This window comes from Collimonas sp. OK607 (assembly GCF_900111995.1).
Classification (GTDB): domain Bacteria; phylum Pseudomonadota; class Gammaproteobacteria; order Burkholderiales; family Burkholderiaceae_D; genus Collimonas.
On sequence record NZ_FOKF01000008.1, the window covers coordinates 101642 to 114305 of the forward strand.

A 12664-nucleotide genomic window follows, 5' to 3' on the forward strand; every position below is an offset into this window, starting at 1 on the left:
ACTTTTGTCGTGGCAACGCTTGTTTCGGCGCTATGTCGACAATCGGGTTTGCCATACACGAGGTTGCATATAGTGTATGACGAGATTTGCAAAATTCCACCAGCGGCACGCAATAATGCGCTGCCGCCCGTGTCAGGAATTCGGGCCAAGAAGTCGTTGTGCGACATTTGCCGGCGCGGGGGTTGCGCCGAATTCAGCCTGTAATATTGACAGATACGATAGACAAATGCGAGTTAACCGGTCCGATCGAATTATATGATCAAATCATGCGATCGATTATGCGTCCGGCAACACCACATTGACGTCCAATACCTCAAGATTTCCTTGCCGATCCAGGGAAATCTTGATGTCGTCGGCGTTTACCTTGGTGTATTTCGAAATGACTTCAATCAGTTCTTTATGCAAGGCAGGCAGAAAATCGTGCCCGTTGCGGCCATTGCGCTCGCGCGCAATGATGATTTGCAGACGCTCCTTGGCGGCCGATGCCGTTTTAGGCTTGCTGTTAAACAAGAACGAGAGCAATGCCATGTTATTTCCCTCCAAAAATGCGGTGCAAGAAACCCGGCTTTTCATAGGAGGTAAAGCGCAGGGGGATTTCTTCGCCCAAGAAGCGTGACACTACGTCTTCGTAGGCCAGGGCAACATCGCTGCCTTTGATGTGAATCGCCGGGTTGCCTTGGTTGGAAGCGTGCAATACCGATTCCGACTCGGGAATGATGCCAACCAGAGGGATGCGCAGAATGTCTTGAACGTCGGTGTACGACAGCATTTCGCCGGCGTCGACGCGTTTTGCCGAATAACGGGTGATCAGCAAATGTTCCTTGACCGGTTCGCCGCCGTTTTGCGCGCGCCGCGATTTTGCCTGGATGATGCCGAGGATACGATCGGAGTCACGCACCGACGACACTTCAGGGTTGGTCACGACAATCGCTTCGTCGGCAAATGTCAACGCCATCACGGCGCCGCGCTCGATGCCTGCCGGCGAATCGCAAATGATGTATTCGAAATCCATTTTAACCAGATCGTTGAGAACGTTCTCAACACCTTCTTCGGTCAAGGCATCTTTGTCGCGGGTTTGCGAAGCCGGCAAAATGAACAGGTTTTCGCAATGCTTGTCCTTGATCAGGGCCTGGGTCAGCGTTGCTTCCTTGTTGACCACATTGATCAGATCGTACACCACACGCCGTTCACAGCCCATGATCAAGTCCAGATTGCGCAGGCCGACGTCAAAGTCGAGCACAGCGGTTTTGTGGCCGCGCATGGCCAGACCCGATGCAAAACTGGCGCTGGAAGTGGTCTTGCCAACTCCGCCTTTGCCGGACGTAACAACGATGATTTTTGCCACGAAGAGCTCCTTTGTTATGCATTGCGGGACAGAGTTTAAAAGCCACCGAAGCGTGGCGAATTACTCTGTCCTCAACTGATTAGATAAAGCGTTACAAAATCTCGAAATCGATTATTCCGCTAATTACGTGACGCAGAATTGAGCGATAGTACGTCAATCCGGTCTCCGCTCAGGCGAATTTGTGCCGGCTGGCCCTTTTGTTCCGGCGGCAAGCCGTTTTCAAAAGTGCGGTACACACCGGCGATGGAGACCAGTTCGGCTTCCATGCTGGCCGCAAAAATACGTGCCGAAGTATCGCCGCTGGCGCCGGCCAGCGCTCGCCCGCGCAATGGCGCGTAGACGTGGATGCTGCCGTCGGCAATGATTTCGGCGCCATTGTTAACTGTGGCGGTAATGACCAGGTCGGCGTCGCGCGCATAAATCCGTTGTCCTGCCCGGATCGGCGTATCGATAATCATGGTGCTGGCGGCGGGGCGGGGAGGCGTTGCGACTGCGGCGGGTGGCGGCGGTGGCGGGGCGGCAGGTTCCTGGCGCGCGGCCACGACGTGATCGATGCTCAGTCCGCTGGCGATGATGCCTTCTTCCATTTCTGCAGGGGCGTTACGCACCGCAACCGCATTCAAGCGATATTTCTTCAGGAGGGCAATCAATTGCGGCCAATCTATTGGCGGCCGGTCCGCTCCCAGCGCAGCCACGTCAATGACCGCAAACTCATTGTCAAAGAAGTCGGCGGTGCCGCCGGTCATCTCCTGCAGAGCAGCTTCTAATGCCATCGGATCGGAATCGTGCAGGATGGCGGATACGGCGACCACAGTTGCAATTTTTATTTCAATCGGCTTGCGGGATTTGTTTTTGAGCATAAAGCAGTGAGATGTATGGGTAAACCAAGGCGGAAAGTGCTGGCGAATTGGTTTATAGAACGTTTAGACGGCAATTGGTTCGCTTTAAAGGTATATAAAATATTGTCGTAATTTGTGATCTTACCAAATCTCCGGGCGATCACGACAAAAGCATTGTCGTTATCTGTTGTTACCCGTCTTTACTTGTCACTACTTGCCAACACTCGCCGATCGCATTGGTCTCATCTGCAACTTTACCCGAGCCAGGTGGCGCTGGCGGCTGATTTTCGCATTTTAATTTCCGCGTTTCGGGCGCTTTAATTTCAGGCACTTTAATATCGCACCACAAATGCAAAAAGGGCTTAGCCGAAGCTAAGCCCTTTTCTGATTTTGGTGGCCCGGGGCGGAATCGAACCACCGACACAAGGATTTTCAATCCTCTGCTCTACCGACTGAGCTACCAGGCCAAGGGACAGGAGTATAGCAAAACATTTTCGATCCGCAAAGCCCCTTGTTGAAACTTCTTGAAAAAACTTTCGATTGCGCATTTCTTTGCCTGAATTGTAGGCAGCGACTTCAAGTCTGGATGCTGGAGATCTCTATTTATAGCGGCCCCCAAGCCATTGCAAGCGTAGTCGCTATAATGGCGGGATGAAAGATATCGGATCAATCTCGAAAAATACTGGCGCCGCGCCGACGCTCAAATACGATATTTGTATTGTGGGCAATGGCGCCGTTGGCAAGGCGGCGGCGCTGGGTTTGGCGCAGGCGGGTTTGCGCGTCGCCTTGTTAGGGATGGCGCCGCCTGCCGTTGCAGCGGCCACCTCGCCAGATGTCTGGGACACGCGGGTGTACGCACTAAATCATGTGGCGCGCAGCTTGCTGTCGACGGTCAAGGTGTGGGATGCCCTGGATCCGGCGCGTATCAGCGCGGTGGAAGGCATGGCGATTAAAGGCGGGACCGACAGTGCCGCCGGAACTCTCACTTTCGATGCTTACAGCGCGCATGTCGATGCATTGGCATGGATAGTTGAAGACGGCAATTTGAACCAAGCGCTGGATGCGGCTCTGAAATTTTCCTCTAATGTGCGGGTGCTCAGTGGCCGTGTGAAATCGATACAAGTGGATGCGACGGCCGCGACTTTGCTATTGGAATCGGGTGAAGCCGTCGACGCTGCGTTGGTTGTGGGCGCTGACGGTGCGCAATCCTGGGTGCGCGGCCAATGCCAGATCGGCATCGATTACCGCTCTTACAAGCAACGCGGGGTGGTTGCCAATTTCGCTTGTGAGCGGCCGCACCACGGCATTGCCTATCAATGGTTTACCGAAAACGAAGGCATCGTCGCCTTATTGCCGTTGCCCGGACAGCGCGTGTCTCTGGTCTGGTCGGCGCCGGAGGCACTCGCTCTCTCGTTGTTAGAGGAACCGTTGTCGCAACTGGCCGCGCGTCTGTCAATACTGGCTGGCGACAAGCTGGGCCAATTGCAACCCTTGCAGCCGGAACTGGCGCAAGCGTTTCCTTTATCCTTGCTCAAAACCCATGCTTTGGTGGCGCCGCGCGTTGCGCTGATCGGCGATGCGGGCCATGTAGTGCATCCGCTGGCCGGGCATGGCATGAACCTGGGTTTCGGCGATGTTACGGCGTTGATTCAGGTGCTGGCTGAACGTGGTGTTCATCGTGATTGCGGCGATGAGCGCGTGCTGGCGCGTTATGCGCGTGCACGCAAAGAAGAAATATTGTTGATGCAAATGACTACCGACGGATTGGAACGACTGTTTGGCGTGGATGTAGGTCCGCTGCGCTTGCTACGCAATCTCGGGTTGAACTTGCTGAATAATGTACCAGTCTTAAAAAGACAACTAATGACCCACGCTTTGGGTCGGACAGCCGATAGCGAATAACCGGAATAACTGGAACAACTGGAATGATGATGAAAAAAATAAGAGTGATGTTGGTGACCTTGGTGGCCCTGCTGGGATTGTCGGTAAACGTTGCCGGTGCCGAGACTTTGCAGGAGGCTGCGGTTAAAAAGCTGATAGAGCCGCGCCTGGGAGATGGCGTCAAGGTCGATGAAGTGACCAAGACTCCTTATTCCGGCTTGTTTGAAGTGCGTGTCGGCAAGGATATTTTTTATACTGATGCCGCTGCTAAGTATGTCTTTGTCGGCCGCATCATGGATGCACAGTCTTCGCGCGACTTCACCCGGGAGCGGGTGGATGAGTTGAGCAAGGTGAAATTTTCGGAATTGCCGCTGGATTTGGCCATGAAAAAAGTCAAGGGTAATGGCAAGCGCGTGATCGCTGTATTCGAAGATCCCAATTGCGGCTATTGCAAGCGCTTCCACAAGACCACGTTGCAGGAAGTCGATAACGTTACCGTGTACACCTTCCTGTATAACATTCTGGCGGAAGACTCCGCGGTCAAAGCCCGGAATGTCTGGTGCAGCGCAGACCGCAACAAGGCCTGGACTGACCTGATGGCCGATGGCAAAGCGGCCGCAGCGGCGCCGGCAAACTGCCAGGCGCCAAACGACAAAGTGTTGGCGCTCGGTCAGAAATTGAACGTGACCGGTACCCCGACGATTATCTTTGCCGACGGCACGCGCTCGCCGGGCTGGATCGACGCCAAAACGATGGAAGCTAAGTTCAGCACTTTGAAATAGACAGATCCCCATCTGAAACCCGTCATGGGCCGTCAACAATATAGTGGGAAAATCGTCGGCCTGTTACTGGCAGCAGGCCGTGGCCGGCGTTTTGATCCGAGCGGTGTCCGCAGCAAATTGTTGCAGCCGTTGCCGACCGCGTCCGGCCAGACTGTACTGGCAGCTTCTGCCGGCAATCTGGCGGCATCGTTGCCGATATGTGTTGTCTTGCGCCCTGGCGTAGCTGATCTGGTAACGCAAATTGCCGGCCACCCCTGGGTCCGGTGCGACACTGCGGACGACGGCATGGCGGCGTCGCTGGTCTGCGGCCTGCAACAAACCGTGGATGCCGACGGTTGGGTGATTGCCCTGGCCGATATGCCTTATCTTCAAGCAACCACTATCCAGGCCCTGATCTCTGCCATGCGTCAAGGCGCTGACATTGCAGTGCCGATTTATCAAGGCAGGCGCGGCAATCCGGTTGGCTTCAGTCGCAAGTATCTACCGCAGCTGCTGGCACTGCGCGGCGATCAAGGTGCGCGAAGCCTGCTGAAGGCATATCCCGTGGTCGAGGTGGCGGTGGACGATCCTGGCATCCATCAAGACATCGACGCCGTCGCCGATATACGACAGTGATCAGCAGAGGTCGGGTCTAATTTGCACATTCCCGCTACACTAGCGTCTTTTTTGCGCAGTCGGTGAGTAGTCTGTGCAAACCGACGTTCCCTGACGAAGCCACCAGATGAATCCACATTTCCTGAACAAACGCCTTATTCATTTACTTGGTTATGCCGGCTTGATTCCGTTCGTGCTGCTGACGCTGGCATGCTGGCTGGTCAATGCCGACTGGCTCCGCGATTTTATTCGCGGCCAGCTCGCCTATGGCATCGCCGCCTTGTCTTTTCTCGGCGGGATCCACTGGGGCGCGGTGGTGCTGCGGGCCGACCTGTCGGCAGATCACACTAAAAAAGCCCTGGTCTGGGGCGTGGCGCCGACCAGCATTGCCTGGTTCTCGACCATGGCTGGCGGTTTCGGTTTTGCTTTGCTGATTGCCGGCTTTATCGCGGCATATCAGGCTGACAAACGCCTGTTCCCATGGTACGGCTTGCCGACCTGGTTTATCGAGCTGCGTTTCAGATTGACTTGTGTGGCGGTGGCGGCGCTGATGCTGACCGTGATTGCCGGTAACGTTCGGGGATAAACAATGAAAAAAAATATTGCCAGATTAAATGCCAAATCCGCCAGCAGCGTCCTGAACTACAGCATCGTCGCGGCCGATCCGGCCGCGCATCTGTTTGCCGTTACGCTGACGATTGCTGAACCGGCAGCAGTCGGACAGATCGTCGCTTTGCCGGCGTGGATTCCCGGCAGCTACATGATCCGCGAATTTGCCCGCAATATCGTACAAATCCGGGCCGAATCCAATGGCCGCAAGATCGTCCTCAAGAAACTCGACAAGCACTCGTGGCAAGCGGCGCCGTGCGACGGCCCGTTGACCTTGCATTACCTGGTGTATGCATGGGATCTGTCGGTGCGTACCGCGCATCTGGACCAGACCCACGGTTTCTTCAACGGCACCAGCGTATTCTTGCGCGTGGTCGGCCAGGAGAATACCTCGCACATCGTCGATATCCAGCGCCCGCAAGGCGATGCCTTTGACGCCTGGCGTATCGCTACCGCGTTGCCGCCGCTGAAAGCCAAGCGCGGTTCATTCGGCAGTTATGTCGCCACCAGCTACGACGAACTGATCGACCACCCGGTCGAAATGGGCACCTTCCAGCTAGCCAGTTTCAAGGCGCACGGCGTACCGCATGAGATTGCCATTACCGGCAATGTGCCGAACCTGGACATGGCGCGCCTGAGCGCCGATCTGAAAAAGATTTGCGAAACCCAGATCGCCTTCTTCGAGCCAGCCGGCAGCAAGTTTGCCAAGCGCGCACCGATGCAACGCTATGTGTTCCTGACACTGGCAGTGGGCGACGGTTATGGCGGCCTTGAGCATCGCGCTTCCACCGCATTGATCTGCGCGCGCGCCGATTTGCCGGTCAAGGGGCAGGCGGAAATGAGCGATGGCTACCGTACCTTCCTCGGTCTGTGCAGCCACGAATATTTCCATACCTGGAACGTCAAACGCATCAAGCCTGCGGCATTTGCGCCTTATGATCTGCAGGTCGAAAATTACACGCCCTTGTTGTGGCTGTTCGAAGGTTTCACCAGCTATTACGATGACCTGATGCTGTTGCGCAGCGGCTTGATTGATCAGCCGGCTTATTTCAAGTTGATTGAGAAAACCATCAACGGCGTACTGCTTGGCAGTGGCCGGCACAAACAAAGCGTGGCCGATTCCAGCTTCGATGCCTGGGTCAAATATTATCGCCAGGATGAAAACGCGCCGAATGCGATTGTCAGCTATTACACCAAGGGTTCGCTGGTGGCGCTGGCGTTGGACCTGACAATCCGTAGCGAAACCAAGGGCCGGAAATCGCTGGATGATGTAATGCGCGCCTTGTGGCAACGGTACGGTCGCGATTTTTATGCAGACAACGCATTGAGCGGCCGCGGTGTCAGCGAGACTGCGGTCGAAGCGTTGTTCGATGAAGTAACCGGCCTCAAGCTGAAACGTTTCTTCGATCGTTATGTGCGTGCAACCGATGATTTGCCACTCGCGAAATTATTGACGCCGACCGGCATTGTGCTGAGCGATAGCCGTAAACCGGGTAAACCTTCGCTCGGTGTGCGCAGCGCGCGCAATGGCGGCGATTGCAAACTGGTGAATGTGTATGAAGGCGGCGCTGCGCATCGCGCCGGTTTGTCGGCTGGCGACGTACTGGTGGCGGTTGACGGCATTCGGGTGCCTAACAGTCTGGACGCGTTGCTGGCGCGTTACCGGGTTGGTGACACTGTCACCATCCATGCTTTTCGACGCGATGAGTTGATGACCTTCAGAGTCAGGTTGCTGGCTGACAGCGCGCCACAGATAAGTATCAAGGCTGACACGAAATCGGCAGCTGCACCGGTGCCAGCGCTGCGTACCGCATGGCTGGCAGGGCGCAGCGGACGTTAAGTACTGGAAAGTGGTTAAGAAATGAAAAAGGCCGGAGCAGTTTGTCCGGCCTTTTTAATCCGCTTTCAAACCATTCCAGCGTGGCGTCAGCGTATGCTGGAGGGCAAATAAATCCAGCACCCGTCCCAACGTATGGTCGACCATTTCCGCAATGCTTTGCGGCCGGTGATAAAACCCGGGCAGTGGCGGGAAGATGATGCCGCCCATCTCGGTGACGCTGGTCATGTTACGCAGATGCGCCAGGTTGAAGGGCGTTTCGCGCACCATCAATACCAGGCGCCGGCGCTCCTTGAGTACCACATCGGCGGCACGCGTGATCAGATTGTCGGACAGGCCGTTGGCGACTGCGGCCAGGGTTTTCATCGAGCAGGGCGCAATGATCATGCCGTCCGATTGAAACGAGCCGCTGGCGATGGCCGCGCCGATGTCGCGCACATTGTGCACCACGTGCGCCAGCGCTTCGACCTGCTTGCGGCGCATATCGAGCTCCTGGTGCAGGTTGAGGACGCCGGCGTCGGAAATCATCAAATGGCTTTCAACACCAGGTATGTCGCGCAACAGCTGCAGCAGCCGCACGCCGTAGATGACGCCGGTAGCGCCGGTAATACCTACAATCAGGCGGCGTGGCGGCTGGACGGCATCGGCGGCAAGGCGGCTGGACGAGACCACTTGCGGTCTCAGGCCTTCAGCAAGGTTTGCAGTTCGCCCGACTCAAACATCTCGTTCATGATGTCGGAACCGCCGACGAATTCGCCGTTGACGTAGAGTTGCGGAATGGTAGGCCAGTTGGAATAGTCCTTGATGCCCTGGCGCACGACCGGGTCTTCCAGGACGTTGATGGTGACGATGTTCTCAGCGCCGCTGGTTTTCAATAACTGGATCGCACGGCCGGAAAATCCGCATTGTGGGAATTGCGCGGTTCCTTTCATGAACAGCACCACTGGGTTGCTGGTCACGGTTTCCTTGATCCACGCTTGTACATCGCTCATGGCAATACCTTAAAAAGTTTCAGAATACCGCCATTATATGAAAAAGACCGTTGTGCTGCTGGTGAGTCTGTGTTGGCGCGTAGCCGGGTAGCAATGTTTGGTCAGGATTCGGTCAAGGTTGCTTGGTAGAAGCATGAATGTGTGGTGAATTCCACACTTGTCAAGAGATTTTGACGAAAGTGCCGAGTCCATGTACAATCTCAGGTTCTCCCGATTCCGCCCAGCGATTTAGTGTTTGTTTGTCGCTGATTATGGTGTTTTAGGAAAGAAATTTTTTTAATAGTCTTCAATCATTTCGATGAGGTTTCATATGTACGCGGTCATAAAAACCGGTGGCAAACAATATAAGATTGTTGCCGGCGAAAAACTCAAAATAGAACAGATACCTGCAGACATTGGCACCGAACTCACTATTGATCAAGTGCTCGCAGTTGGCGCTGGTGACACCATTAAGTTTGGTGCACCGCTGGTCGAAGGTGCTACGGTGTCGGTTAAGGTATTGGCGCAAGGTCGCCACGATAAAGTCAAGATCTTCAAAATGCGTCGTCGTAAGCATTATCAGAAGCATCAAGGCCATCGTCAAAATTACACCGAAATTCAAATCGTTTCGATCAACGCTTAATTGCGTCGATCGGCTTAACTAGATACCAGGAGTTTTAAATGGCACATAAAAAAGGCGGCGGCACTACGCGCAACGGCCGTGACTCAGAGTCAAAGCGACTCGGCGTCAAGGTCTACGGTGGCCAGGCGATCAACGCTGGCGGCATCATTATTCGTCAACGCGGCACTAAGACGCATCCAGGCGAAAATGTTGGCATGGGCAAGGATCACACCCTGTTCGCACTGATCAACGGCAAAGTACAATTCGTAACCAAGGGCGCTGCCCAGCGTAACTACGTTACTGTCGTAGCAGCTTAAGTTTCTTTAAGTTCGACATAAGCAAGGCTTTCGAGCCTTGTTGCGAAAGGCTCTGCCGCTGGTAGAGCCTTTTTGGTTTCTGGTCGTAAAACACTGAAACTGACACTGAAAACACTGCTCAGACAACTTGGAACACGCAGCGTGTCCACTCGCTTGCGGCACCCGCTAGCGGCAAGTTGCACTTGAAAATAATGGCATTATTGCAATGCCGGTTGCGGCCTGTGCTGCAACAATCACCAAAAATCGGTAAAGTTACCAGTGTCTTTCAATAAGAATTTAACCTCCAACCTCATTAGGACCTTCGAATGAAGTTTATAGATGAAGCAAAAATCGAAGTCATTGCCGGCGATGGCGGCAATGGGGTTGCGAGTTTTTGCCGTGAAAAATTCCGCCCGTTTGGCGGCCCTGACGGTGGCGATGGCGGCGTAGGTGGCAGTATCTGGGCCGTTGCCGACCGCAATATCAACACGCTGGTCGATTATCGTTTTTCCAAGATGCATCGCGCCGGTCGCGGCGAAAATGGCCGTGGCTCGGATTGCTACGGCAAGGGCGCCGACGATATCAAGCTGCGCATGCCGGTTGGCACGCTGATCGTTGACGTCAATACCGGCGAAGCTATCGCCGATCTGACCGATCACGGGCAAGAAGTATTGCTGGCCAAGGGCGGCGAGGGCGGCTGGGGTAATATCCACTTCAAGTCTTCGACCAATCGCGCGCCGCGCCAGAAAAGCGACGGCAAGGAAGGCGAACGCCGCGAATTGCGGCTGGAGCTGAAGGTATTGGCCGATGTCGGCTTGCTGGGACAGCCTAACGCCGGTAAATCGACTTTCATCACCGCGGTATCCAATGCCCGTCCGAAAATCGCCGATTACCCGTTCACCACGCTGCATCCGAATCTCGGTGTAGTGCGTGTCAGTCACGAAAAAAGCTTCGTGATCGCCGATATCCCGGGCCTGATTGAGGGCGCGGCGGAAGGTGCCGGACTGGGTATCCAGTTCCTGAAGCATTTGCAGCGTACCGGTTTGTTGCTGCACATCGTCGATCTGGCGCCATTCGAAGATACGGTTGATCCGGTCAAGGAAGCCAAGGCGATCGTCAAGGAACTGAAGAAATACGATCAATCGCTGTTCGACAAGCCGCGCTGGCTGGTGCTCAACAAGATCGACGTGATCCCGGAAGGCGAGCGCGTCAAGCGCGTCAAGGATTTCATCAAGCGCTTCGGCTGGAAAGGCCCGGTATTTGAAATTTCCGCGCTGAACCGCGATGGCTGCCCGGAGCTGGTAACGGAAATCTACGGCTACCTGGCCGAGAAGCGCCAGCAGGAAACGCGCTCGGAAGAGAAACACATGGTGGTAGAAGCACAAGCTATCCTGTCGATCGATCCGGACGATCCGCGTTTCAAGATACTGGACTAAACTTTAGTGAACTATAACAGCCAAATCAGCAGCGCCTGTCACGTACCCGGCGCGCATGGCGGCGTTGCAAATGCTCGCAATAGTCATGGCTATTGCTCCGCTTTGCGCCTTGCCCCCGCGCACCGGGTACGCGCCCTTCGCTCCCAATTCGGCTGTTACAGTCCACTAGTTGGCGGCCGTTGTCGATGAGGGAATAAAGACCTGCTTCGATCGCGGCCTATTTTTTTGCCCGCTGTTTCCCCGTCGTTTGCCAATCGAATCGAATTGCGCCAGCGAAGGTGAGTGGCCGCTATAGATAAAAATATGAATTCCGTCATTCAAAAAGCCAAGCGCATCATTATCAAAGTCGGATCCTCCCTGGTAACCAATGACGGTAAGGGCCTGGATGCCGGCGCCATCGCCAAATGGGCGACCCAGATTACCGAGTTGCGGGCGATGGGCAAGGAAGTCGTGTTGGTCAGTTCCGGTGCGGTGGCGGAAGGCATGCAACGGCTCGGCTTCGACAAGCGGCCGACCAGCATCGACGAATTGCAGGCCTGCGCCGCAGTGGGCCAGATGGGCCTGGCGCAGATCTATGAAACCAGCTTCCGTGCCCACAATATACGTACCGCGCAGGTATTGCTGACGCACGCCGACCTGGCCGATCGCGAACGCTATCTGAATGCCCGCTCGACGTTATTCACCCTGTTGCGCTTTGGCGTAGTGGCGATCATCAACGAGAACGATACCGTGGTCACCGATGAAATCAAGTTCGGCGACAATGATACCCTCGGCGCGCTGGTTGCCAACCTGATTGAAGGCGACGCCTTGATCATCCTGACCGATCAACGGGGCTTGTATACCGCCGATCCGCGGAAAGACCCGAATGCCGAGTTTGTGTATGAAGCGAAAGCCGGCGATCCGGCGCTGGAAGTGATGGCGGGCGACGCCGGCACCAGTATTGGCCGCGGCGGCATGATTACCAAGATCCTGGCGGCCAAGCGCGCCGCGACTTCGGGCGCCCACACCGTGATTGCCTGGGGCCGTGAAGATGCGGTGCTGACGCGGCTTGCCGGTGGCGAGGCGATCGGCACACAATTGACCGCGCAAACCGCGCAACTCACCGCACGCAAGCAATGGATGGCGGATCACTTGAAAACTGCAGGCAAGGTCATGCTGGATGCCGGCGCCGTGCAAAAATTGCGCAACGAAGGCAAATCCCTGTTGCCGATCGGGGTAACGGCAGTGTCCGGAGAATTTGGCCGCGGCGATGTCATTACCTGTACCGATGTCGATGGCCATGCAATCGCGCGCGGCATCAGCAATTACACCAGCTCGGAAGCGCGCCGCATCATGCGCCATCCATCAGCGGAAATCCAGGCGATCCTGGGTTTCGTCGAAGAGTCGGAACTGATTCATCGGGATAATATGGTTTTGCTTTAAGCAACATCAGCAACATCAGCAGCAAACGAG

The 12664-nt window shown here is 55.4% G+C and carries 14 protein-coding genes and 1 tRNA gene; 9 read left to right on the forward strand and 6 right to left on the reverse strand.

Features of this window, described 5'->3' with window-relative positions:
* Positions 1 to 276: 276 nt before the first annotated feature.
* The 4 genes from minE to BM029_RS08055 all read right to left on the reverse strand — a co-directional run bounded on the left by minE (position 277) and on the right by BM029_RS08055 (position 2651).
* Positions 277 to 528, reverse strand: a complete 252-nt coding sequence (minE, locus tag BM029_RS08040; protein WP_092415214.1) for a cell division topological specificity factor MinE — start codon at positions 526 to 528, stop codon at positions 277 to 279.
* A gap of 1 nt (position 529) precedes the next feature.
* Positions 530 to 1345, reverse strand: a complete 816-nt coding sequence (minD, locus tag BM029_RS08045; protein ID WP_092355455.1) for a septum site-determining protein MinD — start codon at positions 1343 to 1345, stop codon at positions 530 to 532.
* Positions 1346 to 1464: 119 nt separating this feature from the next.
* Positions 1465 to 2205 carry a septum site-determining protein MinC gene (gene minC / locus BM029_RS08050; RefSeq protein ID WP_092434511.1) on the reverse strand — a complete coding sequence of 247 codons (741 nt, stop codon included), beginning with the start codon at positions 2203 to 2205 and terminating at the stop codon, positions 1465 to 1467.
* A gap of 370 nt (positions 2206 to 2575) precedes the next feature.
* A tRNA-Phe gene (locus BM029_RS08055) sits at positions 2576 to 2651 on the reverse strand.
* Positions 2652 to 2835: 184 nt separating this feature from the next.
* On the opposite strand from BM029_RS08055, the gene BM029_RS08060 reads away from it, so the two are divergent.
* From BM029_RS08060 to BM029_RS08080, 5 genes are all read left to right on the forward strand, one after another.
* Positions 2836 to 4086: an FAD-dependent monooxygenase gene (locus BM029_RS08060; protein WP_092434514.1), complete on the forward strand. Its 1251-nt coding sequence runs from the start codon at positions 2836 to 2838 to the stop codon at positions 4084 to 4086.
* Between the two features lie 29 nt (positions 4087 to 4115).
* On the forward strand, positions 4116 to 4847 hold the full coding sequence (locus tag BM029_RS08065; protein WP_092434631.1) for a DsbC family protein: 732 nt from the start codon (positions 4116 to 4118) through the stop codon (positions 4845 to 4847).
* A 24-nt stretch (positions 4848 to 4871) separates the two neighbouring features.
* A complete protein-coding gene (locus BM029_RS08070; RefSeq protein WP_092434517.1) occupies positions 4872 to 5462 on the forward strand; it encodes a nucleotidyltransferase family protein in 591 nt (196 codons plus the stop codon).
* Positions 5463 to 5568: 106 nt separating this feature from the next.
* On the forward strand, positions 5569 to 6027 hold the full coding sequence (locus BM029_RS08075) for a DUF3429 domain-containing protein (protein WP_092415226.1): 459 nt from the start codon (positions 5569 to 5571) through the stop codon (positions 6025 to 6027).
* Positions 6028 to 6030: 3 nt separating this feature from the next.
* Positions 6031 to 7890 (forward strand): M61 family metallopeptidase, encoded by a 1860-nt coding sequence (locus BM029_RS08080; protein WP_092434519.1) that lies wholly within the window; start codon positions 6031 to 6033, stop codon positions 7888 to 7890.
* 54 nt (positions 7891 to 7944) lie between these two features.
* On the opposite strand, the gene BM029_RS08085 is transcribed toward BM029_RS08080, so the two are convergent.
* Positions 7945 to 8559 carry a UbiX family flavin prenyltransferase gene (locus BM029_RS08085; RefSeq protein WP_092434522.1) on the reverse strand — a complete coding sequence of 205 codons (615 nt, stop codon included), beginning with the start codon at positions 8557 to 8559 and terminating at the stop codon, positions 7945 to 7947.
* 8 nt (positions 8560 to 8567) lie between these two features.
* Complete coding sequence (gene grxD / locus BM029_RS08090; RefSeq protein ID WP_061944363.1) at positions 8568 to 8879, reverse strand: Grx4 family monothiol glutaredoxin; 312 nt, start codon at positions 8877 to 8879, stop codon at positions 8568 to 8570.
* A gap of 310 nt (positions 8880 to 9189) precedes the next feature.
* Here grxD and rplU point away from each other — a divergent pair, with 310 nt between their 5' ends.
* From rplU to proB, 4 genes are all read left to right on the forward strand, one after another.
* A complete protein-coding gene (rplU, locus tag BM029_RS08095; RefSeq protein WP_038493216.1) occupies positions 9190 to 9501 on the forward strand; it encodes a 50S ribosomal protein L21 in 312 nt (103 codons plus the stop codon).
* A 38-nt stretch (positions 9502 to 9539) separates the two neighbouring features.
* The gene (rpmA, locus tag BM029_RS08100) at positions 9540 to 9797 is read left to right on the forward strand and encodes a 50S ribosomal protein L27 (protein WP_092415232.1); all 258 of its coding nucleotides are present in this window, start codon (positions 9540 to 9542) and stop codon (positions 9795 to 9797) included.
* Between the two features lie 305 nt (positions 9798 to 10102).
* Positions 10103 to 11212, forward strand: coding sequence for a GTPase ObgE (obgE, locus tag BM029_RS08105; RefSeq protein ID WP_092355437.1), 1110 nt, complete (start codon positions 10103 to 10105; stop codon positions 11210 to 11212).
* A gap of 303 nt (positions 11213 to 11515) precedes the next feature.
* Positions 11516 to 12634 carry a glutamate 5-kinase gene (gene proB, locus BM029_RS08110; RefSeq protein WP_092434525.1) on the forward strand — a complete coding sequence of 373 codons (1119 nt, stop codon included), beginning with the start codon at positions 11516 to 11518 and terminating at the stop codon, positions 12632 to 12634.
* Positions 12635 to 12664 lie beyond the last annotated feature (30 nt).

Coding starts and splice junctions, on each gene's coding strand:
- minE (WP_092415214.1), bottom strand. CDS start 528: ATGGCATTGCTCTCGTTCTTGTTTAACAGCAAGCCTAAAACGGCATCG.
- minC (WP_092434511.1), bottom strand. CDS start 2,205: ATGCTCAAAAACAAATCCCGCAAGCCGATTGAAATAAAAATTGCAACT.
- BM029_RS08060 (WP_092434514.1), top strand. CDS start 2,836: ATGAAAGATATCGGATCAATCTCGAAAAATACTGGCGCCGCGCCGACG.
- BM029_RS08065 (WP_092434631.1), top strand. CDS start 4,116: ATGAAAAAAATAAGAGTGATGTTGGTGACCTTGGTGGCCCTGCTGGGA.
- BM029_RS08070 (WP_092434517.1), top strand. CDS start 4,872: ATGGGCCGTCAACAATATAGTGGGAAAATCGTCGGCCTGTTACTGGCA.
- BM029_RS08075 (WP_092415226.1), top strand. CDS start 5,569: ATGAATCCACATTTCCTGAACAAACGCCTTATTCATTTACTTGGTTAT.
- BM029_RS08080 (WP_092434519.1), top strand. CDS start 6,031: ATGAAAAAAAATATTGCCAGATTAAATGCCAAATCCGCCAGCAGCGTC.
- grxD (WP_061944363.1), bottom strand. CDS start 8,879: ATGAGCGATGTACAAGCGTGGATCAAGGAAACCGTGACCAGCAACCCA.
- rplU (WP_038493216.1), top strand. CDS start 9,190: ATGTACGCGGTCATAAAAACCGGTGGCAAACAATATAAGATTGTTGCC.
- rpmA (WP_092415232.1), top strand. CDS start 9,540: ATGGCACATAAAAAAGGCGGCGGCACTACGCGCAACGGCCGTGACTCA.
- obgE (WP_092355437.1), top strand. CDS start 10,103: ATGAAGTTTATAGATGAAGCAAAAATCGAAGTCATTGCCGGCGATGGC.
- proB (WP_092434525.1), top strand. CDS start 11,516: ATGAATTCCGTCATTCAAAAAGCCAAGCGCATCATTATCAAAGTCGGA.